The sequence below is a fragment of the Chryseobacterium nakagawai genome, assembly GCF_900637665.1.
Taxonomy (GTDB): domain Bacteria; phylum Bacteroidota; class Bacteroidia; order Flavobacteriales; family Weeksellaceae; genus Chryseobacterium; species Chryseobacterium nakagawai.
The window spans coordinates 222,664-244,720 of the sequence record NZ_LR134386.1; the positions used below are offsets into that span (position 1 = coordinate 222,664).

The window sequence follows — 22,057 nt, forward strand, 5'->3', positions numbered from 1 at the left end:
TATGCTTATTTTTAGGCTATGATTAAATATACACTCCGATTTGCAACTTTAGCCCTTTTACTTTTTAGTATACTGGGATATGCTCAGGAAAAGAAAAAGTTTTCTGGTATTTCCAATATATTACAGAGAATTGAACCTGATGCTAAGGTGGATTCCTGGGTTTTGGTATACAACAGCTATGGAAAAGGAGAGGAGATTAAAATTTCCGGAGGGAAGTTAGGCTATACACCTCAGTTTTCTGGATTTAATCTGTTTCCTAATGAAGACAGTTTTTATTATATAGCCTATTCTTCAGGAGGGAAAATTAATTACATTCTTGATACAGAAACTTTAAAGAATTTTGTAGGAAAAATTGATAATGCTCAGGAAGCTGCTATTATATTGGCTTCCGATGGGTATATGGTGGATGAGGAATTCAAAGATCTTGCAGGTAACTATCATGAAGATCAAAAAAACTACTACCTGGACCTTGGAAAACTAACTTCAAAGGAATGCCCTTATCAGAAAACTCATTATACATTGACGGTTAATAAAACGACCGGGCTTGTAACGAATGTAAAAGATAATGGGACCTATATTGAGCTTTACAATAAAAAATGTGCTAATAACCCAAGACTTCTAAAAGTCGAAAAAAAAGAAGAACCAAAGAAAAATGAGCCTCAAAAAACACCCAAACGCAGATAATACCTATCAAACTGAACGACTGATACTTCGTCCTATGTCTGGTGAAGACAGAGATTTTATTTTTGAACTTTATAATCGACCTAAATTTGTTCAATATATCGGTAACCGAAATGTAAATACAATTGAAGATGCTGAAAACTATATCCTCAACAGATTTGCCCCACAGATCGAAAGACTGGGATTCGGGAACTACCTTTTAATAACCAAGGATACTAACGAAAAAATAGGAGCCGTGGGGATCTTTGAAAGAGAAGGGCTTGACATTGTAGATATCGGCTATTCTTTATTGGAAGAGTTTGAAGGAAAAGGCTATGCTTATGAAGCAGCTCAGAAAGTGAAATCGATCGGTATGGAAGAATTTGGATTGCCAAAAATATCTGCAATTATATCAAAAGATAACCTTTCTTCGCAAAAACTGATCGAAAAATTAGGGTTGAAGTTTAAGAAAAATGTTACCCTTCCCGGTGAAACAGAAGAACTGAATTATTACGAAACAGAATAATCATTACAATACAAAAAAATCCACAAAGACTAGACTCTTGTGGATTTTTTTCTTTTTATCAGTACTGGAAATTATGCCTCTAAGATCTGTTCAGCGGCTGTTTTTGAAGTTACTTTCTCAATAACTCTTGTACAAACGCCATTTTCATCAAAAATAAATGTGGTTCTTACAATTCCCATATACGTTTTTCCAAACGTCTTTTTCTCCTGCCAAACCCCAAATTTTTCAATAATATCACGGTTTTCATCTGCAATAAGATCATAAGGAAAAGCAAATTTGCTATGGAAATTTTTCTGTTTTTTTACAGTGTCTCCACTTACTCCCAATAGCTGATATCCGGCTTTTTCAAGCTTTGAATAATTGTCACTCAGATTGCAAGCTTCAACAGTACATGTCGGAGTACTAGCCTGTGGATAAAAGAAAACAACTAATTTTTTTCCGATTAAGTTTGATGAAGATATCGGTTCTCCATCCTGATTTGTTCCTTCAAATTGAGGTAATTTATCTCCAACTTTCAACATAATGATTTAATTTTGTTCAAATTTAAGGGTAAAATGACAAAAAAGCAAAGAGCTGAGCTCGTTCAGATTGAACTGGATAAATTGTATCCTACTACTCCTATTCCTTTGGATCACACCGATCCTTATACTTTAATGGTTGCCGTTGCCCTTTCTGCACAGACGACAGATAAAAAAGTAAATGAAGTTACTCCAAACCTTTTCGAGGTTGCAGGAACGCCACAGAGAATGGCAAAACTGGAAGAGTTTCAGATCAAGGAATTAATTAAAGAAATAGGATTATCCAATACCAAAGCCAAGAACTTAAAGAGAATGGCCGAACTTTTACTGGAGAGGCATAATGGTATTGTTCCGCAAACATACGAAGAATTAGAGGCGCTTCCGGGGGTTGGACATAAGACGGCTTCTGTAGTGATGAGTCAGGGATTTGGATTCCCAGCTTTTCCGGTAGACACTCATATTCACCGCCTGATGACACAATGGAAACTTACTTCCGGGAAAAATGTAGTAGAAACAGAAAAAGATGCTAAGAAATTATTCCCCGAAGAAGTATGGAACAAACTTCATCTTCAGATCATTTTCTATGGAAGAGAATATTCTCCGGCAAGAGGAAAGGGAGAGAAAGACTTTATTACCAAAATGATGTTTGAGAAATAAAACCTTAATTCTATACAAAGCAAAATTCCCCTTCAAAGAAGGGGAAGATTTTGCTTCGTAAAAAGCCGGCTAATCCAATAATCTTCTATGGTAATTAATCTGCCCTAAATGATAATCCAAATGAGAAAGAAGATGAATCAGAAAATAACCGGTTGTCATCCTATCTTCAAAAACAACAAGTGGATATTCTTTTTCCATTTCTGTTTCAGGAATTTGGCTTAAAACCGAATCTATCATGATTGCTGTAGCTCCAATTTTTTCAATAAGTTCAATTCTTGGAATATCCTTTAGTGAGAACTCAAGTTCACGATGCCTTACATATCCTGTATTTCCCAGCTGTGAGCCAATGAAATGATTGAGATTTCCTATAAGATGCAGACATAGGTTTCCTGCAGAATTGGAAATGTTTTTATCAATTTTCCAAAGGTTTTCTTCGTTTTGATAAGCCTCGATTTCTGTTTTTAATTTGTTTAGATCTCTTTGATAAAGAGAACGTAATGGTGCTGTGATCATTGAGGTTAGTTTTAAAATTAAAAAATGGGAGAGTTAAGAAATGCCCCATTTGTTATATTATTTTTGTTTTTTAGCCCAAAGTTCCATCTTTCTGTTCAGAACGTCCAATGGAAGACATCCCTGACTTAAAACTTCATCATGGAAGCTTGCCAGGTTAAACTTATTACCAAGCTCTTTCTGATATTTTTCTCTCAGCTCACGGATTCTTAAAGACCCGATTTTATATCCTAAAGCCTGTCCCGGCATGGCCATATATCTTTCCACTTCGGCTATTGCCGCTCCTTCATCATAAGAGATATTGCTCAGGAAATATTTTATAGCTTCTTCTCTGCTCATTTTTCCAGTGTGTAAGCCAGTATCTACTACTAATCTTACCGCTCTAAGCATCTGGTCACTTAAATAACCCATTTTCTGGTAAGGATCAGTATACAAACCAAATTCAGGACCTAAAGTCTCACAATAGTGTGCCCATCCTTCTCCATACGCTCCAAACCATCCAAACCTCATGAACTTTGGCAGTTTTGTATTTTCCTGTTGCAGAGAAACCTGATAGTGGTGACCCGGAATCGCTTCATGTAAGAATAAAGATTCCATCCCTGAAGTGACATTGAACTTGGTAGGATCAGGAAGTGGAACATAGAAAATTCCAGCTCTTTTTCCATCAGGAGTTCCGGGAATATATTCTGCACTTGCACTGGCTTCTCTGAATTTTTCCGTTTGTCTGATCTCAAACTTTGTTTTAGGAGTAACGTTGAACATCGTCTTTAGCTTCGGAGTAATCTTTGTCAGAATACTGTTGAACCCATTTAAAACATCCTTAGTGGTCTTATAAGGCATTGCTTTTGGATCTGTTTTCACAAAAGTGATAAACTCCTCCAGAGTTCCTTTAAAACCAACTTGCTGCTTCACTTTTTCCATTTCTGCGCGAAGCATTGCAACCTGTTGTAGTCCAATCTTGTTGATTTCATCCGGAGATTTCTTTGTTGTCGTCCAGCTTTTTACATAATAAGCATAGATTTCATTTCCGTTAGGAAGACTGTTATAACCATCTGTATCTCTGCCTTTGGGTAAATATTCTTTTTCAAGAAATGTTCCCATTTTAGTATATGCTGGAATAATTTTTTTAGTAATGGCATCCTTATAAAGTGATGATAATTTATCTTTTTGTGCCTGAGTGAAATTCTTCGGAAAGTTTTTAATGGGGCCGTAGAAAATATTTTTCTCCATATCCTGAGTCGTGATTTCCTCGGCTTTCATTTGAGGAATCATTTTCACAATCAGTTTTTTAGGAAGCACTATTTTATTATTAATCCCTTCACGGAAGTTATCTGCAGCCGCATCCATCCATTCCGGGAATTTTTCCATTCTTTTGAGCCAATCGCTGTAATCTTTTTCAGTTTTGAAAGGCTGGCTTCCCTGTCCGCTTCCGTACAAAGGAAAGTTCAAAGGAAGACCTCCAAACTGAGTGAACGGGATATATTCCGGATGATAGGCATAGGCTTCAATTTTATCTTTTAAAGTATAATCCAATACATCGTATACCACTTTATCTTCATCAGAAAGCGCCTTATAATCTACATTTTCCAGCTGTTTCTGTACTGAATTGTAAAAAGCAATTTCTCCGGAGATGAAATCTTTATCAATATTGATGGGAAGTTGGTCATTATATCTTAGATCTCCCTGAGAAGTTGCATCTAAAGGATATAGTTTAAGATACTGTTCATAATAATTGGATGCAATAGAATCCAGATTGGTAGGCGTCACCTTTGTTAGGGGAGAATCAGTCTTTTTGCACGAGGCAAGGCCAATCAAGAGCCCCAGTCCCAGAATACTTTTTGATAAAATGTTTTTCATTTTCAGAATCTTTATAACAACAAAAGTAAGTATTATTGGGATATTCATACCATTCTATGAATTGATTTTAAAAAAATAATATTCAAAATCCTTTTCACATTAAATCAATTTTTTATCTTTGTCTAAAACGTTTAACAATCATATTATTACAGCTCTTTTTTAAGAAAAAATGAAAGGGATTTTAAAAATTTACCATCCGGACGAAACGCTAAAATACAATATCAGAAATACTTATTGTAAAGCAGTTTACAGCAACCAGCAACATTTTTTAGAGGTTGAAATTATTACGGATGACAGTCTGGATCACGTAGACGATGATTCATTACAGTACAACTTTCCGCAGCTTTCACTCGAGATCTTCGATTTCCCTATCGACTCTGCGGAAATAGAAGGAAAAACAATCAAAATCAATGACTCTGATGAGGAAACCTATACAGAGGTAGATCTCTTCGATGATGAAGATGCCTATATCTATGATAATGAACTTCTTTTTGAAAAAAATGAGGAGGGTGAGCTTCAGATGATATGGAAGGGAACCATTGATGATTTCTATACCGGATCAGATACTCCGATTCCGTTTAGGCTAAAATGCGAGTTCAAACAGGATGATATTGAAGTAGACGAAGACTAAGCGCTACTAAACATTCTTTTTAATACAGATTTCTTTTCAAAATTTCTTTTGGAAAGAAATTTGCTGTTTGTAAATCATAACAAACTTTAAGTTGTTTTTAAGCAATTTTTAAGAGAGCAATTCATAATATTCCACTACATTTGTCGTTGAAACTTTAATAAAATTCACATTTAATGCTGTTAACGGAACTTTCTCAGATTTTATTTGCACAAATCACTACACCTGCAGTTGCCGCAGACAATTTAGAATTTTCATTCTGGAAAATCATGTTCCACGGAGGGGCCTTCGCTAAAATAGTGATGGCGACCGTATTACTGTTGGGCGTATTTTCCCTGTATCTGTTTTTTGAAAGATTTTTCTTTATTAAAAGGCTAACCTCAAAGACAGATTCTAACTTCATGAATAATATTGAAGACTTTATTAAGGCAGGAAAAATAGAAGCTGCAGCAGATTATTGTAAGACACAGAACTCTCCGGAAGGCAGAATTCTGGAAAAAGGGATCTCAAGACTGGGGCGTCCTGTTTCTGATATCGTAAGTGCGATGGAATCTCAGGCTCAGGTAGAAGTAGCCAATATGGAAAAAAACCTGAACCTTTTGGCAGTGGTGCCGAGTATTGCACCAATGTTGGGGCTTTTGGGAACAGTAATCGGGATGATTATTGCCTTCTTTAATCTATCACATGCAACCGGATCTTTCTCTCCGAAGACCCTTTCGGAAGGGATTTATACAGCTTTAGGACAAACGGCGGTAGGTCTTGCAGTGGCAATTCCTGCGAACTTCTGTTATAATATTCTTTTGACAAAAATTGACAAGTTTGTACTGAAAGCTCAGAATATGTCTGGAGAATTTTTAGATCTTATCAACAAACCTTTATAAGTCTTGTTATGAAATCGTTTTCAGAAAAAGTTCTTTATAAAGAGTTATCATTTGAGCGATTCCATCTGACCCTTAAAAATAATAGAATAAACAGATGAAAATTCAGAGAAGAAATAAAGCGAATCCGGAATTCAGTTTAGCAGCGATGACAGACGTTATCCTGTTGATGCTGATTTTCTTTATGATTACCTCTTCTGCAGCCAACCAAAGTGCTATAGAGGTGAATCTGCCGAAAGCCGGAGCTGTTGAAGATAATATTCCCAATCCTGTAGTTGTAAGCATTAAACCGGATGGGGCTTATTTTGTAGATGACAATCCTGTGAACAGAGGTGATCTGGAGAAGATTATTGTAGATAAATTGACAAGCCAGACCAATAAGTCTTTTACGATCAGAGCAGATGAAAATACGATGCATAAAGATGTTGTTTTCGTAATGGAAATCGCCGAGAAACATAAATTTAACATTGCTATTGCCACCGTTAAAGATAAATAAATGCTAAGAATCATTTTTTAAGATGAGAAGCTATACTACAAACAAAAACGAGGAAAACCGGGACCGGATAAAGAGCGCATTACTTTCTATCCTGATTTGGTGTGCCATTCTGCTTTTTGTTTTTTATTATAAATTAAAGCCTGAACTGGATAAAGACCCTGAAGTAATTACAACAATGTTGGTGAACTTCGGAGACAACAGAAATGGAAATGGAGTTGAAGAACCTGCAGAACAACCGGGAAGTTTAGCTGCTGAGACAGAAGTGGTAACACCGGAACCTGTAGAAGTTCCTGTTCCTGAAACAAAAACAGAAGTAAAGCCTGAACCGGTAGTAAAACCTGAACCCAAGAAAATAGAAGCAAAGGATAAGGTTATTACTGGAAATAATTCAAAGAATACCGTTCCTAAAAAAGAGGAGTCTAAAAAGGCTGAGAAAAAGGAAGCAACAAGTACGAGTACCTCTAAAAATACTAAAAAATCAGGAGCTGCTAAAGGCAATTCAAAGACCGGAAACGGAGACGGACAAGGAAATGCAGCCATTGGTAAGTTTCTTGGAGGAAAAGGACAGAAGCCTGGAGGACAGGGAGATGGAAATGGCCCCGGAAATGCAGGAGATCCACTAGGTGGAGAAGGAAATGGGGACAGTAAAGTGGGCATCGATAGAAAATTGGTAGGATATATTCCCGGAACCATGGGAAGAGGAGGTGCTCAGCCTTCTCACAGTTGTACAGCCAGTGGATCTATAACCATTGCCTATACGGTAGATAAAGCAGGAAATGTAGTATCTGCAAGAAGGGCAGGAGGTATTTCAGATGCTTGTGTATCGTCTACATCCGTTGCCTGGGTGAAGAAATATGTAAAGGCTGAGAAAGCCAATGTATCCTCCAGCGGAACTTATAAAATAACATTCTAAAAATACAAAAGCACTTTATTCAAGTGCTTTTTTTAATTCATTTATTCTGTTGATAACGGGAAGGGCAAAGATTCCACTGGTCTGAAGATATAGTTCATAGAATGTCTTTGCTTTATCCTGAAAATCTTTATTTTGATCACGTTTGCCTGTGAAATAAAAGAGATTTCCAAGCATTTCATAATAATCTTTATGATCTCTTTCCTGTCTTTCATTGACAAGGGCAATCATTTCTTCTTTGGTCATTGAAGATACTTCTGCGAAGTTCATCTTAAAAATATCCCGCATCAAAGTATCAAAATCCAGTTCTTTCTGTAGTAAACTTTCTTCTGGTTTATCCAGTATGAGTTTTTCTAATGCCTGAGTGAGCTGGCGGATAAGTCTTAATGTGAATTCTTTATCTGTAATCATAAGGGGTAATTTAGTTGCTAGTTATTGGATTATGTACGCCAGCTTAGCTGAACATATTTTATAAAATTATTTATTTTTCCTCCTAATAGTTTATATTGTTCAGATTTGTCTTTAAATTCTTGGCTTATTCAGGGTAAAGTCTTGTGATTTTTGATAAGTGACATACCGTTTCATCACAACTTGCCTGAGAATAAGTGAGAAATCTGATAAAGTCTCCTTTGTAATTATTTCTTCCATAGCCTTCTGCAATATTTGTGACAACTGAGTCTGCTGAGCGTCTTAATTGACTTCCAAGTTCATATAGTTCATACTTTGGTAGTTGAAGTGACAATTGATGTGTTTCAATAAACAATTCAAAAGCAATATTATAAATATCAAGTTTATTGTAGCTCATATATCATTTCTTAACGGTAAGAACCAGCAACTGACAACCAGCAACTATATTAAGCAAAGAATAAATAAGCAAGCGCTATAGAGGTAATAATACCTACCAAATCGGCCAGAAGCATAGCTATTACCGTATATCTCGTGTTCTTTATAGCTACGGCACCAAAGTATACCGCAATTACGTAAAATGTAGTATCTGAACTTCCCTGAAGAACGGCTGCTAACTTCCCTTGGAAACTGTCTGCTCCAAAAGTTGCCATTGTGTCTACCATCATTCCCCTGGCTCCGGAACCTGATAAAGGCTTGATTAATGCTGTAGGAAGCCCATCCACGAATCTCGGATCCAGGTTGGCTGCATTGGCGATCCATTTCATGCCGTCAATAAGAACATCGAAAACTCCGGAAGTTCTTAATAAGGAGATAGCGATCAGCATTCCAACCAGGTAAGGAATAATCTTTACACAGGTGGTAAATCCTTCTTTAGCCCCTTCAATAAAGGCATCAAAAACGTTGATCTTTTTATACACAGCTCCAAGTACGATCGCAAGGAAAATAAACAGAATAAGGCCGTTGCTTAATACTTTGCTGAAGTCATCAAGTTCGTCTTTGCTCAATTGTACAAGGTAGACAACTAATAATCCGATAATCGCTGAAATTCCCCCCACATAAGCAATAACTACCGGTCGAAGAAGATTGATCTTTTGGTATAAAGAAACAATAATCATAGCGGCTAGAGTGGCTGCAAAAGTAGCAATCATACAGGGCAGGAAAATATCGGTAGGGGTTTTGGAACCCATCGAAGCCCTGATGGCAATAATTGACACTGGAATAAGGGTCATTCCTCCTGCGTGAAGACACAGGAACATGATCTGAGAATTACTGGCAGTATCTTTATTGGGATTTAAGGTCTGTAGACTTTCCATTGCTTTCAGTCCGAATGGAGTAGCAGCATTATCCAACCCCAGAAGATTAGCACTGAAATTCATCAGCATATGGCCAAATGCCGGGTGGTTCTTAGGAATATCTGGAAATAATTTAGAGAAAAAAGGTTGAATGAATCGGCTTAAAAGATTAATTCCGCCTGCTTTTTCAGCAATACTCATAAATCCCATAAAAAGGGTCATGATTCCAATCAATCCCAAACATATTTTTACTGCAGTTTCTGAAGTTCCAATAACTCCATCTGCTTCCTGAACGCGGTAAACGGATACATTTTGCTTTAAAGAATCTGTTTTATAATGAATTCTGCTGTCTGCAAAATCATTTTTTTTCATCAGGCTGTCTTTCACAATTGGAGACAGGGTACTCATAGATTGGGTCGCGATCTTTACTGTATCACCACCTTTTCCTACCACCATATCATTAAAAATGGTTTTGTAATGGCTTGATGAAATGTATTTTATACTGGCAATGGCAATGGCAATGATAATGAAAGCCGACCAAATTCTACTAAGAACCATTTGATTGATTTAATTGTTTAAACTTATCAAAAATACTTTAAACTGCAAAAGTCACAAAAGAATTAAGTACTTAGTTTTTAAAAAGGTAAGAGAGTTTTGTTATAGATATTATTAAGTGTTTGATAATCATGTGTTTTAATATGATCCTCGCTAAAGCCTTATTTGAAAATGTAAATTTTACGTTTGCAGAGGCGTTAGCACTTAGCAGAGATCATTATCAGAGTCCATTGCTGAATGAAGTGGCCTTGCGAACGAAAAATACCCACAAGGCTTTATTGTTTATTTGTGCATTTTTAGCGTTTGAAATAAAAATAACAGGCACCCATCATTGTAATTCTGAGAAAGGAAGAATCTCAATGATACCTTAGATTCTTCATTTGAATTCGTTACATTAAAAATGACAGAACATCATGACTACCCCATAAGAGCAATATAAAATTTTATATACTTATTAAAAATTACTCTTCCAGATAAACAAGATGTCCTTCAAAATCATCATCCAGGTTTTTTAACACCTTGGCATCATCCATCTTTTTTACTAATCCGTCTATAAAAAAGCTTTTTTCAAAGAACTGGCGGTGGACTCCTGGCAATAGGTCCATAAAATAATCCATTCCGAACTTGTTATTATGAAGATCCATTTTGGTTTCCAGAGGTTGATTGGGAAATAATTCTTCATGCATATCGGTCATTCTTTTACAGAAATCCAAAGCTTTTTTAGGCGAAGAAATTTTGCTGCAATACATCATAATGAAACAGCACCAGAGCGCATGCCTGAAAGCATTTCCTATCCCATTGTTAGAGGCAGTAGCAGGAAATTTTGTCTGTGCAATAGTATATGCTTTAACGGTAGCATGAAAGCTGAGTATGGCAAAAAGAGGATGGGGGAGAATCAGTGATAAGAGACGGATGATCTTCTTAAAACTCATACTCCTGATGGTATTGAAAAATATTTTAAAAGTCCTCATAAAATAAAAATCTCTCCCTAATTAGAGAGAGACTGTATTGTTTTTGTTACAGAAACTATGCTTTAGCAGCTAATAAATTAACAGTTTTAGCTACAGTGTCCTGAATTTCAGTTCTTTTTACAATGAAGTCAACAAATCCTTTTTCCTGTAGGAATTCAGAGGTCTGGAATCCTTCCGGTAAATCTCTACCAATGGTTTCACGAATTACTCTTGGGCCTGCAAAACCGATTAATGCTCCCGGTTCGGCCATGATGATATCTGCAGTCATCGCGAAAGATGCTGTAATTCCACCAAAAGTTGGGTCACAAAGGTAAGCGATGTATAAAAGACCAGCTTCTGAAAGTTGAGCCAATTTAGCTTGTACTTTCGCCAATTGCATCAAAGAATAAGTAGCTTCCTGCATTCTCGCTCCTCCAGACTGACAGATAATCATATATGGAAGTTTGTGCTTGATGCAGTAATCTATTGCTCTTCTGATTTTTTCACCCATTACAGAACCTAAAGATCCTCCGATAAAAGCAAAGTCCATACAAGAAACTACCATTTCAGTTCCTTTTACAGTTCCTACAGCGTTTCTGATAGAATCTGTAAGTTTTGTTTTTGCTTTTACTTCTTTTAAACGGTCTTTATAAGGTTTTGTATCCTTGAAGTTTAAGATATCAATACTTTCAACATTGGCATCCAGTTCGGTAAATTTACCACCGTCAAAAAGGATGTCAAAAAATTCCGCACTTCCTATTCTTACATGAAATCCGTCTTCAGGAGAAACATAACTATTTCTCTTTAATTCATCATGTTCCACAACTTTTCCGGATGGAGTCTGATGCCATAGACCTTTGGGAACGTCCTTTTTCTCATCAGTAGAGGTGGTAATGTTTTTTGCTTTTCTTTTAAACCAGTCGAATGCCATTTTTAATTGTATTAATGTATAAATGTAAAATGTACCAATGTAATTATATTCATCAGGAATACGTTTTACATTGATACAAATGTACAGTTCTTATTTTAAAGTATTTACGTTATTTAAATCTTCAAATGCTTGTACCAATCTTGTAGAGAAAGTATCCTCACCTTTTCTTACCCAAACTCTTGGGTCATAGAATTTTTTATTTGGTTTTTCTTCTCCTTTAGGGTTCCCGATTTGAGCTCTTAAATAATCAATATTATTTACCATATAATCTCTAACTCCTTCTGTGTATGCAAACTGAAGGTCAGTATCGATATTCATTTTGATTACTCCGTAGTCGATTGCTTCTCTGATTTCTTCCAAAGTAGATCCTGAACCTCCATGGAATACAAAGTTAATTGGCTTATCAGCAGTTCCGAATTTCTCCTGAACATATTTCTGAGAGTTGTCAAGGATTTTTGGAGTAAGAACCACGTTTCCTGGTTTATAAACTCCGTGTACATTACCAAATGCAGCCGCAATCGTAAAGTTGTCAGAAATAGCTTTTAATTTTTCATAAGTATAAGCTACATCTTCAGGTTGAGTATATAATTTAGAGTTATCAACGTCTGAGTTGTCAACACCATCTTCTTCACCTCCGGTTACTCCGATTTCTACTTCAAGAGTCATCTGAAGTTTAGCCATTCTTTCGAAATATTGAGCTGAAATTTCAATGTTTTCTTCTAAAGGCTCTTCAGAAAGGTCTAACATATGAGAAGAGTAAAGAGATTTTCCTGTCTGCTTGAAGAATTCTTCGTTAGCATCCATTAATCCGTCAATCCAAGGCAATAATTTCTTTGCACAGTGGTCTGTGTGAAGAATTACAGTTGCCCCGTAAGCTTCTGCAAGAGTATGAATATGTTTTGCTCCTGCGATAGCTCCTAAGATTGCAGACTTTTGTCCGTCATTGCTTAATCCTTTTCCTGCATTGAAAGCCGCTCCACCGTTTGAAAACTGAATAATTACAGGAGAGTTTAATTTCGCTGCAGTTTCCATTGTAGCGTTTATGTTGCTTGATCCAATTACGTTTACTGCAGGTAATGCAAATTTGTTTTCTTTAGCATACTGAAAAATATCAGTAACTAACTGACCTGTGGCAACTCCTGCCGGAAAAATTCTGCTCATGTTTTACTTTTTATTATAAATTTATTAGGTGCTTAATTTCGTGTAAAGGTAATCATTTTTAAGAAATCATTAATTTCTTTTGTCACGCCCCCAAAGCAGCTTCTGACGGATGGTTTCGTAAAAGCTCAAATTGTTGGGTTGTACCAGAAGAAGCTGAAAGTCTGCTTTTCTGATGATGATTTCCTTATCGGTTTCAATATGGATCAGTCTGGAGTCTAAAGACAATGAATATTGAGGTACTCTGCTTTCTACTCTGAATTTGATTTCCACTTTGTCATTGACCACTAATGGTCTCACATTCAGATTGTGAGGGGCAATAGGAGTGATGACGAAGTTTTCGTTATTCGGAGAGATGATAGGACCACCACAGCTTAAAGAATAAGCTGTAGATCCGGTAGGAGTGGAGATAATTACGCCGTCACCCCAGAATACATTTAAAAATTCATTATTAATATAAGAATCTACCGTAATCATGGAGGTGGTCTCCTTTCTTGAAATAGTTACGTCATTTAAGGCATAAGGAAAAGATCCTTCCAGATTGGGAGAAACTACTTCAATAACTGAACGGCGACTTGTTTTTACATCTCCTTTTAAGATAGAATCCAGTTCTTTAAAGGCCTCTTCTTTGGTAAAAAAGGCAAGAAATCCTAATCTTCCGGTATTTACACCTACGACTGGGATCTCAAGATCTTCAATAAATGTAAGGGAATTTACAATGGTTCCATCTCCACCGAAGGTAAAGAAAAGATCTACCTCCTTATCTAAAAGGTCCTGTTTATTATTGAACGTTTCGAAAATTTTTGAAAACTGAAGTGCTTCAGCCATTTCATCATACAGAACAGATTTTACCCCTCTGGTTTCAAGTTCAGAGATAAACTTGCTTAAATATAAAAAAGTATCAAGATCTTTTTTCTGAGAATATATGGCTGCCTTCATGTTATATTTCTATAAATTTTTGGAAAAAACCGAAGCGGTCTTTAAACAGATCGGATTTCTCATCAGAATAGTATTTTTCAACAATTCTGTAGTCGTACCGGTCAAAAGTTGAGTCTATCGAGGCTAAGTTTTCATTGCTGATCTTGATGGTAATGTGAATGACCTCATCTGACATAAAGCTAATGAATCCCCCATAAAATTTCGAATTATTGCTTTCCACAATATTGGCAATTTCCGTCATTGAGTATTTTCTGGCAGGCGTCTCTATCGTAAGAATAGCTCCTGATTCTGAAAATAGGGGATAACGGGAAAGGTCCTGAAAAATATCATCACAGGTAATATAACCCAAATACTTTTCACTCTTATTAATTACCGGAATCACATTGGTGCTAAACGTATAAAACAGACGGATACTGTCCATAATATTATTATCATCCAAAATGGCAAATCGTTCGATTTGATGCTCAAGATCCTTCAAAGTTCCCCCTTCCTCTTCGTATAAAAAGTCCTTAGCAAGGGCTCCATAAAAGTGGTGGGATTTTTTGATGAAAATATGAGAATATCCGAAGGCTTCCAATGTATTTCTTGCCGACTCTATAGAGTCCGACAAGCTAAAACATGGAAAATCTTTTGAGATATAGTCCTTGATAAACATTGTGCTAATTTATAAAAAATTAAACGAAACTGTTTCTGAAAACACGATTTTTTTTAAGTTAAAACAAAAAAAATGCCGTTAAAATTTGTTTGTAAACAAAAAAAAAGTACCTTTGTCGCCTTTCATTTTTACTTTTTATTAGATTTATTTCAAACTGCACTGTCTACTAATGACATATGCAGTTTTTTTATTTTAGAGCTTTTGCAAACTCCCACATTACAATTCCAGCACATACACTTACATTAAGAGAATGCTTGGTGCCAAGCTGTGGAATTTCTAGAAATACATCCACATTAGGGAGTACCTCATCACTGATTCCTTCCACTTCATTTCCTAAAATCAAAGCGTATTTTTTTGATTTGTCAATAACGAAATCTGTAATCATCTGGCTGCCGGTAGTCTGTTCAATTCCTATGATTTGATATCCTTTGCTTTTCAGATCTGCAATAGCGTTGTTGGTGTCTTCTTCATGAGACCAATCCACACTTTCTGTTGCACCCAAAGCCGCTTTGTGAATTTCACGATGGGGCGGTTGTGGGGTAATTCCGCAAAGAATTATTCTTTCTATTAAAAAGGCATCTGCCGTTCTGAAGGCTGCACCTACGTTGTGCATACTTCTGATGTTATCTAAAATGACGACCAACGGAATTTTTTCAACTTTCTTAAATGTTTCTACATCTATTCTGTTCAGTTCCTCCAGTTTTAGTTTCTGTACCAATTGTCTTATTTTGTTGAGATTAATTTTCCGTCTTTATAGACCTCTGTTTTTTCAATGCTTCCGTCTTCACGGTAATGGATTCTGTTGCCATTCCATTTATCATTGACAAATTCTGTTTCACGCTGTAGCTTGCCTGATGGATAAAATACTTTCCATTTTCCGGTGGCAAGACCGTTATCATATAATCCGGTCTGTTTTATGGATTTTCCGTCCTCATGAAAAAGTTTGGTTTCTCCATTCAGTTTTGCAAATTTATAATTAGAAACTTCTTCTACAACTCCTTTGGGAGAATAAAAGGTAGCGGTAAAGCTGTTATCATAAACATTTTTATCTCCATTTCTATATATTTCTTTAGCAGTAAGCGTTCCATTTTTATCATAATAAACCCATTCTTTTACTTTGAAATCTTTTTTGAATTCACCTTTTGCGTTTACTTTTCCGTTATCGTGATAAAAAACAGCATCCCCTTCTTTCTTTCCTTTCTTCCATTCAATTATATTTTTTACCTGTCCGTTGTCATAGAATTCCTTGCAGTTTCCTTCCTGCAATCCGTCTTTATATCCACAAGGTTTCTGTGCAAGACCCATGATGGAAAAAGAAAAAAACAATAGAAAAATGTATTTCATAGCTATTTTTATTTCAAAAATAGTAAAATACTTATATTTGATTCAAAAATATCCCATGAAAAAATTATTCACTTTATTCATATTGATGTTTGCTTTTTTACAAGCACAGGCACAAAATACCTATTATCCACAAGCTTTCTTTGATAAAAAATTAGCCCGCGATATGCTTGCTTTCGGAAATTCAACGATTGAGGGAGTAGCTTCTACCAAACAAAAAAATAATTGGGGTATCAAACCATTGCTGGGACAGAAACATTACGCTCCCAAAGGAACAGTGATCATGCTTTTTCCGGTAACGCCCTATTTTGAAGAGTTTTATAATATGAGGAAAAAGTATGAAAATAAAAAAACAACGGTATATATGTCTGAAGAGGCTTTTAAATATAGGGTAGAAGCTTTAACGGATGACCATGGGAGATTTAAATTTGAAAAACTGAAGCCAGGTAAATATTATCTTGAAACGATTGTGAACTTTACGGCAACAGGAAGTTATCAACAACAGACCGGAACAACGGATACTTATAATGGATTGGGTTCTTATTTGTATTCATCGCCAATCTATTCCACTTTTTTCTACGGTTATGATGCTGCCAACAGAGAAAGTAAGTTTGTAGAAATTAAACAAGACGGAGAACTCAAAGAAATCAACCTTTAAAGGTTGATTTCTTATTTTTTGCTCATGATCTGATGAACATTTTTCTCAATATTCTGGGCTATTGTCTCCATTGGGATATCATTTTCATCATTGTTGAAAGGATCTTCTATCTCTTCAGCAATCATTTCAAGACTCATCAGTACATAATAGACGAAAACAGTAAGGGGTATCATGAAAAGCCCTATCGTAATCACATAAGCAATAGGAAGAGCAAGTACATATAGGATGATGAATTTTTTAATAAACGAGGAATAAGAATAGGGAATAGGAGTATTTTTAATCCTTTCACATCCACCACACACTTCAAGAAATCCTGACAGTTGAGTGTCCAGATACAGCATTTCAATTTCTGAAACCTTACCTTCTTTCTTGAGTTGGTTAAGTTTATGACTTAGCAGAATAATAATCTCACTTGGCCCATGGTTTTTCAACGTTTTTTCAATCTCAGAATAATCTTCGTCTAAAGCCAGGCGCGTAGATTCCTTAGAAAGATGTTTGGCTAAAAAGTGAGGGAAATATTTTAAATATCTTGAAACCTGTTCTGCATCCTGACGGTTATCTCCAAGGATGGTATTGATTTTTATAGCAAAGTTTCGGGTATCATTCACCAGTTTTCCCCAAAGTTTTCTTCCTTCCCACCATCTGTCATACGCCGTATTGGTTCTGAAGACCAGTAAAAGAGACAATACAAATCCCAGCAGGGAGTGAATCATCCCTACATTACTGATGCCTGATTTTGCAGTAAGATGAAAATATCCCACTTCCAGATATTGAATTCCCCAGGAATATAATCCAACCATAATCATACTTGGAAAAAGAATTTTCAGGGTATCACTTTTGTGTAAACTGAAAAGAATTTTAAGGAAATGTTTTGTGTTGTAGACTCTCATAAAATCGCTTAATATCACAAATATAAATTTTTCATCTGAGCTCTGCTAATAAAGTAAGAAAGTCTAAAGCTGGAGAAAGAAGTAATTGAAGCGAAAGAACATTTTAATGTCTTTGGCTAATTCAGTCAATTATATTGTAGCCGAATTCTTTTTGAGTCAACATTTACCTCCCGTCCCCTCCTTCCAGTTTCCAGCCTTTTTATCTTAATTTTTGCAGTTTTCAAAAAAACACTATTTTTAATTCATATTAAATACAAAGTGCATGATTCTCAAAAACGTAGATGTAGTCAATGATATCAGTAAAGAAGATTTTCAGAAGAATTATTTCAAAAAGCAGAAACCTCTTTTAATCAAGAATTTTGCGAGCCGTTGGGAGGGCTTTGACCTATGGAATCTTGCCTATATCCGAGAAAAGGCAGGTGATCAGAATGTTCCTTTGTATGATAATAAACCTGCTGATGCTGCTAAAAGTTCCGATGCTCCGGTAGCCAATATGAAAATGAAGGATTATATTGATACGATAAAAAGTAAACCTTCAGACCTCAGGATTTTCTTTTATATTATTACAGACAAACTTCCGGAATTGCTTAAAAATTTCACCTATCCGGATCTTGGAATAAAATTTTTCAAAAGACTCCCTACTTTGTTCTTTGGAGGAAGTGAAGCCCATGTTTTGATGCATTATGATGTGGATTTGGGGGACTTTATGCACATCCATTTTGAAGGGAAAAAGAGAATTTTGTTATTCGATCAGAAACAGTCGCCGTTTTTATATAAAGTTCCATTATCTGTTCATACCATCTATGAGGTAGATTACGAGAATCCTGATTACGAAAGATTTCCAGCTTTGAAGTACGCGAAAGGATATGAAATCTTTATGGAACATGGTGATGCTCTTTTTATTCCGGGAGCATTCTGGCATTTCAACCGATACCTTGAGCCTGGATTTTCACTATCGTTAAGAGCGCTTCCCAATAAACCGAATGTTTTTGCCAATATGCTGTATCATGTTTTTATTATGAGATATACAGATAAGATTATGCGCAAGATGTTTAAATCAAAATGGGTGGATTATAAGCAAAAGTGGGCATATAAAAAGAGTTCAGAAGCATTGGAAAGACATTTACAGAAAGGGAATTAGTCTTAAAGGGTGGAAGATGGAGATGGGAAGCTGTTATTTTTGCCGAAAAGTTAGAGTAAGCCTTTCATAAAAAGTATTTGATTCTTAGATCCAATGGTGAATCATTGTCATTGGCTACACCGAATCTTCAATTTCTGATGAAGGAAGAATCTTTTATAACCTTACGGATGTTTAGAATGATAAGTAGATGTTTACAGACAAATAATACCTTCCTCTTTCTGGCTTCCAGCCTTATTCATTAATCAATCCAAAGATTTTAGCATCCACAAATTTTCCTTTTTCGAAAAAGTAATCCCTTAGCGTTCCTTCTTCCTGAAACTTCACAGAAGTTAGAAGCTTTTCGGAAGAAATATTAGCGGGATCAATAAAAGCATCTACACGATGTAATCTCATACTTTCAAAACCGAATGTAAGAATAGGAAGAATAGCCTCTTTCATATAAGCCTGTCTCCAGTAAAGGGGATTGAGTTCATATCCAATTTCAGCTTTGAAATGTTCTTTGTACCAGTTATGATAACCACAAGTGCCAATTACTTTACCATCTGATTTTAGCTGTAAAGCCCAACGATAGCCCTTTTCCTTCTCAAATTCACTGTTGAAATGCTGGATAATTTGCTGAGCATCTTTAATAGATTTGAAGGCTTCAAGATCATAGTACTCCATAACTTCTTCCAAAGAAAAATATTCGAATAGGTCTTGGGTATCATCAAGGGTAAGTTGGCGTAAAACAAGTCTTTCAGTTTCTAAAACAGGAAATTCCATGGATGTGATTTTATGGTGAAAATACAATTAATTCCTGATAAGGAAAAGTTATTCAGGGATAACCGTGAAACAATTCCGTAACCCTGGATTTATTTTTTTAAATTTGGGGCTCATTTTTTACTATGGCAAAATCGAAGAAGGAAACTCCACTTATGACTCAATATAATACCATCAAGGGTAAATACCCGGATGCACTTTTGCTTTTCAGAGTAGGAGATTTTTATGAAACTTTTGGGCAAGATGCCGTGAAGACCTCTCAGATACTGGGTATTGTTCTTACCAAAAGGAATAACGGAGAAGGAAGTGTAGAATTGGCAGGATTTCCTCACCATTCAATAGATTCTTATCTTCCAAAATTGGTAAGAGCCGGAATGAGGGTGGCTATCTGCGATCAGCTGGAAGATCCCAAAATGGTTAAAGGCATTGTAAAAAGGGGAGTTACAGAATTGGTAACCCCAGGGGTTACTTTCAATGACCAGGTTTTAAATTCCAAGAAAAATAACTTCCTGCTTTCCCTTCATAAAGAAAAGGAAAAATATGGAATTGCTTTAGTAGATATCTCTACGGGTGAATTTTTAGTAAGTGAGGGTAATCTTGAAAAGCTACTGCATATTGTCAATACTTTTGATCCCAGTGAAATCATTTTCCAGAGAAGTGTACAGACTCCTGAGCAAATTAAGAATAAAAATGCCTTTAAGTTAGAAGACTGGGCTTTTCAATACAGTTTTGCCTACGAGAAATTAACCAATCATTTTAAAACGAATTCCTTAAAAGGATTTGGAGTGGAAACCCTTCCGTTAGCTATTACCGCAGCAGGAGCTATTTTTGCTTATCTTGTAGAAGACACTCACCATAAATTACTTTCTCACATCACCAAACTTCAGATCATTCCACAGGAAGATTATCTGATGATGGATAATTTTACATTAAGAAACCTGGAAATCGTTTATCCAAGCAACCCACAAGGGAAATCATTGCTGGATATTATTGATAAAACCTCAACCCCAATGGGAGGAAGGTTGCTAAGAAGAAGGATTATTCTTCCTTTAAAATCTGTTGATGAAATTTCGAGAAGACTTTCCCTGATTGATTTCTTAAACGAAAACGATCATCTTAAATATGAAATAGGGCAGCTATTAAAGTCAATTTCCGATCTTGACCGATTGATGGGGAAACTGGCGGCAGAGAAAATTTCGCCTAGGGAATTAGGACATCTGCGTCAAAGTTTAATCAATATTCATAAAATCAAAGCATTATTGCATCCTCACGCAGATGTACTGGCATGGTTAGAGCCTCTGTTTGATCTTGAAGAATTGATCAAATTGCTGCAAAGTCGTTTGAATGAAGAGCTTCCGGTAAGTATTGCTAAAGGAAATGTAGTAAAAGATGGGGTTTCTGAAGAACTTGACAGATTGAGAAATCTTCAGAGCAAAGGACGTGGATTTCTGGATGAAATGTGCCAGAGAGAGATTGAAAGAACAGGTATTACAAGCCTTAAAATTGATTTTAATAATGTTTTCGGATATTATATTGAAGTCCGGAATACTCATAAAGACAAAGTTCCGGATGACTGGGTGAGAAAACAAACCCTTGTGAATGCGGAACGATACATCACCGAAGAGTTAAAGGAATATGAAAGCCAGATTCTGGGTGCTGAAGAAAAAATAGGCGCTTTGGAAAGCCAGCTGTACAGAAATGTATGTGCTGAAACTATGGTGTATATTGATCAGATTCAAGGAAACTCCAGTATTATTGCCCAGATTGATGTTGCTGCAGGATTATCTGAATTAGCGGTGTCAGAAAGCTATACTAAGCCTATCCTAAATGACGGCTATGCTATTGATTTGAAAGAAGCAAGGCACCCGATCATTGAAAATGCGCTTCCGTTAGGAGAAAAATATATTCCGAACGATATCTTTCTGGATAAAGATTCCCAGCAGATTATTATGGTTACAGGTCCTAACATGGCTGGTAAATCTGCAATTTTGCGTCAGACGGCTATTGTATGTCTTTTGGCTCAGATTGGAAGTTTTGTACCTGCTAAACATGCGGAAATCGGGCTGCTGGACAAGATATTTACAAGAGTAGGAGCTACAGATAATATTTCTGCAGGAGAATCTACTTTCATGGTGGAAATGAATGAAGCAGCCAATATCTTGAATAATATATCAGAACGAAGTCTTATCCTTTTGGATGAAATTGGGCGTGGAACGTCTACGTATGACGGGGTTTCCATTGCATGGGCTATTGCGGAGTATCTTCATCAACATGTTACACAGGCTAAAACTTTATTTGCGACTCATTACCATGAACTGAATGAGATGACTGTGAATTTTGAAAGAGTAAAAAATTTCCACGTTTCTATTCAGGAAAACAAAGGGAACATTATCTTCATGAGAAAATTGATTCCAGGAGGCAGTGAGCACAGTTTCGGTATTCATGTGGCTAAATTAGCCGGGATGCCTGCCAAAGTAGTAAACAGAGCGAATGAAATTCTTAAAACCCTTGAGGCGAGTAGAAGCCAGGAAGGGGGATCTTCAGAAAATATCAAAAGGGTAACCGAAGAAAATATGCAGCTTTCTTTCTTCCAGCTGGATGATCCGGTTCTGGAGAATATTCGGGAAGAGCTTACGAAGATAGATATCAATACTTTGACACCGATTGAAGCTTTAATGAAGCTCAACGCCATAAAAAAAATGATTGGAGGATAATCCAATCATTTTTTATTTTTAATATT

Annotated in this window: 25 protein-coding genes; 10 read left to right on the top strand and 15 right to left on the bottom strand. The window is 36.1% G+C overall.

Going from position 1 to position 22,057, the window contains the following annotated elements; translation table 11 throughout:
* Positions 1-18 precede the first annotated feature (18 nt).
* Together EL260_RS01020 and EL260_RS01025 are read left to right on the top strand one after the other, a co-directional pair.
* Complete coding sequence (locus EL260_RS01020) at positions 19-684, top strand: hypothetical protein (RefSeq protein WP_123858444.1); 666 nt, start codon at positions 19-21, stop codon at positions 682-684.
* Positions 653-1,186, top strand: a complete 534-nt coding sequence (locus tag EL260_RS01025) for a GNAT family N-acetyltransferase (RefSeq protein WP_123858445.1) — start codon at positions 653-655, stop codon at positions 1,184-1,186. The genes EL260_RS01020 and EL260_RS01025 overlap by 32 nt, the downstream gene beginning before the upstream one ends.
* Positions 1,187-1,257: 71 nt before the next feature.
* On the opposite strand, the gene bcp is transcribed toward EL260_RS01025, so the two are convergent.
* On the bottom strand, positions 1,258-1,707 hold the full coding sequence (bcp, locus tag EL260_RS01030) for a thioredoxin-dependent thiol peroxidase (protein ID WP_123858446.1): 450 nt from the start codon (positions 1,705-1,707) through the stop codon (positions 1,258-1,260).
* 33 nt (positions 1,708-1,740) lie between these two features.
* On the opposite strand from bcp, the gene EL260_RS01035 reads away from it, so the two are divergent.
* Complete coding sequence (locus EL260_RS01035; RefSeq protein WP_123858447.1) at positions 1,741-2,361, top strand: endonuclease III domain-containing protein; 621 nt, start codon at positions 1,741-1,743, stop codon at positions 2,359-2,361.
* 69 nt (positions 2,362-2,430) lie between these two features.
* Here EL260_RS01035 and EL260_RS01040 read toward each other — a convergent pair whose 3' ends face one another.
* Positions 2,431-2,874, bottom strand: a complete 444-nt coding sequence (locus EL260_RS01040; RefSeq protein WP_185145890.1) for a DUF1572 family protein — start codon at positions 2,872-2,874, stop codon at positions 2,431-2,433.
* A 57-nt stretch (positions 2,875-2,931) separates the two neighbouring features.
* Positions 2,932-4,728, bottom strand: coding sequence for a DUF885 domain-containing protein (locus EL260_RS01045; RefSeq protein ID WP_123858448.1), 1,797 nt, complete (start codon positions 4,726-4,728; stop codon positions 2,932-2,934).
* A 169-nt stretch (positions 4,729-4,897) separates the two neighbouring features.
* Here EL260_RS01045 and EL260_RS01050 point away from each other — a divergent pair, with 169 nt between their 5' ends.
* The 4 genes from EL260_RS01050 to EL260_RS01065 all read left to right on the top strand — a co-directional run bounded on the left by EL260_RS01050 (position 4,898) and on the right by EL260_RS01065 (position 7,643).
* Positions 4,898-5,359, top strand: a complete 462-nt coding sequence (locus EL260_RS01050; protein ID WP_123858449.1) for a hypothetical protein — start codon at positions 4,898-4,900, stop codon at positions 5,357-5,359.
* Positions 5,360-5,532: 173 nt separating this feature from the next.
* The gene (locus EL260_RS01055; RefSeq protein WP_123858450.1) at positions 5,533-6,237 is read left to right on the top strand and encodes a MotA/TolQ/ExbB proton channel family protein; all 705 of its coding nucleotides are present in this window, start codon (positions 5,533-5,535) and stop codon (positions 6,235-6,237) included.
* 94 nt (positions 6,238-6,331) lie between these two features.
* Positions 6,332-6,730, top strand: a complete 399-nt coding sequence (locus tag EL260_RS01060; RefSeq protein WP_068941092.1) for an ExbD/TolR family protein — start codon at positions 6,332-6,334, stop codon at positions 6,728-6,730.
* Between the two features lie 22 nt (positions 6,731-6,752).
* On the top strand, positions 6,753-7,643 hold the full coding sequence (locus EL260_RS01065) for a ferric siderophore ABC transporter substrate-binding protein (RefSeq protein WP_123858451.1): 891 nt from the start codon (positions 6,753-6,755) through the stop codon (positions 7,641-7,643).
* Between the two features lie 15 nt (positions 7,644-7,658).
* On the opposite strand, the gene EL260_RS01070 is transcribed toward EL260_RS01065, so the two are convergent.
* From EL260_RS01070 to EL260_RS01120, 10 genes are all read right to left on the bottom strand, one after another.
* On the bottom strand, positions 7,659-8,051 hold the full coding sequence (locus tag EL260_RS01070; RefSeq protein WP_123858452.1) for a hypothetical protein: 393 nt from the start codon (positions 8,049-8,051) through the stop codon (positions 7,659-7,661).
* A 124-nt stretch (positions 8,052-8,175) separates the two neighbouring features.
* Positions 8,176-8,445, bottom strand: a complete 270-nt coding sequence (locus EL260_RS01075; protein WP_228445259.1) for a four helix bundle protein — start codon at positions 8,443-8,445, stop codon at positions 8,176-8,178.
* 49 nt (positions 8,446-8,494) lie between these two features.
* Positions 8,495-9,898: a nucleoside recognition domain-containing protein gene (locus EL260_RS01080; protein ID WP_123858453.1), complete on the bottom strand. Its 1,404-nt coding sequence runs from the start codon at positions 9,896-9,898 to the stop codon at positions 8,495-8,497.
* A 458-nt stretch (positions 9,899-10,356) separates the two neighbouring features.
* Positions 10,357-10,866 (bottom strand): DUF6973 domain-containing protein, encoded by a 510-nt coding sequence (locus tag EL260_RS01090; RefSeq protein ID WP_123858455.1) that lies wholly within the window; start codon positions 10,864-10,866, stop codon positions 10,357-10,359.
* Between the two features lie 55 nt (positions 10,867-10,921).
* Positions 10,922-11,776, bottom strand: coding sequence for an acetyl-CoA carboxylase, carboxyltransferase subunit beta (gene accD, locus EL260_RS01095; protein WP_123858456.1), 855 nt, complete (start codon positions 11,774-11,776; stop codon positions 10,922-10,924).
* Positions 11,777-11,866: 90 nt separating this feature from the next.
* Entirely contained in the window at positions 11,867-12,937 is a 1,071-nt protein-coding gene (gene fbaA, locus EL260_RS01100; RefSeq protein ID WP_123858457.1) for a class II fructose-bisphosphate aldolase, read from the bottom strand.
* A 69-nt stretch (positions 12,938-13,006) separates the two neighbouring features.
* Entirely contained in the window at positions 13,007-13,873 is an 867-nt protein-coding gene (locus EL260_RS01105; RefSeq protein WP_068941078.1) for an NAD kinase, read from the bottom strand.
* 1 nt (position 13,874) lies between these two features.
* Positions 13,875-14,528 (bottom strand): CBS domain-containing protein, encoded by a 654-nt coding sequence (locus EL260_RS01110; protein ID WP_123858458.1) that lies wholly within the window; start codon positions 14,526-14,528, stop codon positions 13,875-13,877.
* Positions 14,529-14,715: 187 nt separating this feature from the next.
* Complete coding sequence (locus EL260_RS01115) at positions 14,716-15,246, bottom strand: RNA methyltransferase (protein WP_123858459.1); 531 nt, start codon at positions 15,244-15,246, stop codon at positions 14,716-14,718.
* Positions 15,247-15,251: 5 nt separating this feature from the next.
* On the bottom strand, positions 15,252-15,872 hold the full coding sequence (locus tag EL260_RS01120; protein WP_123858460.1) for a toxin-antitoxin system YwqK family antitoxin: 621 nt from the start codon (positions 15,870-15,872) through the stop codon (positions 15,252-15,254).
* A 55-nt stretch (positions 15,873-15,927) separates the two neighbouring features.
* On the opposite strand from EL260_RS01120, the gene EL260_RS01125 reads away from it, so the two are divergent.
* Positions 15,928-16,527, top strand: coding sequence for a hypothetical protein (locus tag EL260_RS01125; RefSeq protein WP_123858461.1), 600 nt, complete (start codon positions 15,928-15,930; stop codon positions 16,525-16,527).
* A gap of 11 nt (positions 16,528-16,538) precedes the next feature.
* Here the strand turns inward: EL260_RS01125 and EL260_RS01130 are convergent, their stop codons facing one another.
* Positions 16,539-17,435 (bottom strand): bestrophin family protein, encoded by an 897-nt coding sequence (locus EL260_RS01130; protein ID WP_228445261.1) that lies wholly within the window; start codon positions 17,433-17,435, stop codon positions 16,539-16,541.
* A gap of 244 nt (positions 17,436-17,679) precedes the next feature.
* On the opposite strand from EL260_RS01130, the gene EL260_RS01135 reads away from it, so the two are divergent.
* Positions 17,680-18,558: a cupin-like domain-containing protein gene (locus EL260_RS01135; RefSeq protein ID WP_123858462.1), complete on the top strand. Its 879-nt coding sequence runs from the start codon at positions 17,680-17,682 to the stop codon at positions 18,556-18,558.
* 231 nt (positions 18,559-18,789) lie between these two features.
* Here EL260_RS01135 and EL260_RS01140 read toward each other — a convergent pair whose 3' ends face one another.
* Positions 18,790-19,320 (bottom strand): GNAT family N-acetyltransferase, encoded by a 531-nt coding sequence (locus EL260_RS01140; RefSeq protein ID WP_123858463.1) that lies wholly within the window; start codon positions 19,318-19,320, stop codon positions 18,790-18,792.
* A 122-nt stretch (positions 19,321-19,442) separates the two neighbouring features.
* Here EL260_RS01140 and mutS point away from each other — a divergent pair, with 122 nt between their 5' ends.
* Positions 19,443-22,031 (top strand): DNA mismatch repair protein MutS, encoded by a 2,589-nt coding sequence (gene mutS, locus EL260_RS01145; protein ID WP_123858464.1) that lies wholly within the window; start codon positions 19,443-19,445, stop codon positions 22,029-22,031.
* Positions 22,032-22,057: the final 26 nt, after the last annotated feature.

Coding starts and splice junctions, on each gene's coding strand:
- EL260_RS01020 (WP_123858444.1), top strand. CDS start 19: ATGATTAAATATACACTCCGATTTGCAACTTTAGCCCTTTTACTTTTT.
- EL260_RS01025 (WP_123858445.1), top strand. CDS start 653: ATGAGCCTCAAAAAACACCCAAACGCAGATAATACCTATCAAACTGAA.
- bcp (WP_123858446.1), bottom strand. CDS start 1,707: ATGTTGAAAGTTGGAGATAAATTACCTCAATTTGAAGGAACAAATCAG.
- EL260_RS01035 (WP_123858447.1), top strand. CDS start 1,741: ATGACAAAAAAGCAAAGAGCTGAGCTCGTTCAGATTGAACTGGATAAA.
- EL260_RS01040 (WP_185145890.1), bottom strand. CDS start 2,874: ATGATCACAGCACCATTACGTTCTCTTTATCAAAGAGATCTAAACAAA.
- EL260_RS01045 (WP_123858448.1), bottom strand. CDS start 4,728: ATGAAAAACATTTTATCAAAAAGTATTCTGGGACTGGGGCTCTTGATT.
- EL260_RS01050 (WP_123858449.1), top strand. CDS start 4,898: ATGAAAGGGATTTTAAAAATTTACCATCCGGACGAAACGCTAAAATAC.
- EL260_RS01055 (WP_123858450.1), top strand. CDS start 5,533: ATGCTGTTAACGGAACTTTCTCAGATTTTATTTGCACAAATCACTACA.
- EL260_RS01060 (WP_068941092.1), top strand. CDS start 6,332: ATGAAAATTCAGAGAAGAAATAAAGCGAATCCGGAATTCAGTTTAGCA.
- EL260_RS01065 (WP_123858451.1), top strand. CDS start 6,753: ATGAGAAGCTATACTACAAACAAAAACGAGGAAAACCGGGACCGGATA.
- EL260_RS01070 (WP_123858452.1), bottom strand. CDS start 8,051: ATGATTACAGATAAAGAATTCACATTAAGACTTATCCGCCAGCTCACT.
- EL260_RS01075 (WP_228445259.1), bottom strand. CDS start 8,445: ATGAGCTACAATAAACTTGATATTTATAATATTGCTTTTGAATTGTTT.
- EL260_RS01080 (WP_123858453.1), bottom strand. CDS start 9,898: ATGGTTCTTAGTAGAATTTGGTCGGCTTTCATTATCATTGCCATTGCC.
- EL260_RS01090 (WP_123858455.1), bottom strand. CDS start 10,866: ATGAGGACTTTTAAAATATTTTTCAATACCATCAGGAGTATGAGTTTT.
- accD (WP_123858456.1), bottom strand. CDS start 11,776: ATGGCATTCGACTGGTTTAAAAGAAAAGCAAAAAACATTACCACCTCT.
- fbaA (WP_123858457.1), bottom strand. CDS start 12,937: ATGAGCAGAATTTTTCCGGCAGGAGTTGCCACAGGTCAGTTAGTTACT.
- EL260_RS01105 (WP_068941078.1), bottom strand. CDS start 13,873: ATGAAGGCAGCCATATATTCTCAGAAAAAAGATCTTGATACTTTTTTA.
- EL260_RS01110 (WP_123858458.1), bottom strand. CDS start 14,528: ATGTTTATCAAGGACTATATCTCAAAAGATTTTCCATGTTTTAGCTTG.
- EL260_RS01120 (WP_123858460.1), bottom strand. CDS start 15,872: ATGAAATACATTTTTCTATTGTTTTTTTCTTTTTCCATCATGGGTCTT.
- EL260_RS01125 (WP_123858461.1), top strand. CDS start 15,928: ATGAAAAAATTATTCACTTTATTCATATTGATGTTTGCTTTTTTACAA.
- EL260_RS01135 (WP_123858462.1), top strand. CDS start 17,680: ATGATTCTCAAAAACGTAGATGTAGTCAATGATATCAGTAAAGAAGAT.
- EL260_RS01140 (WP_123858463.1), bottom strand. CDS start 19,320: ATGGAATTTCCTGTTTTAGAAACTGAAAGACTTGTTTTACGCCAACTT.
- mutS (WP_123858464.1), top strand. CDS start 19,443: ATGGCAAAATCGAAGAAGGAAACTCCACTTATGACTCAATATAATACC.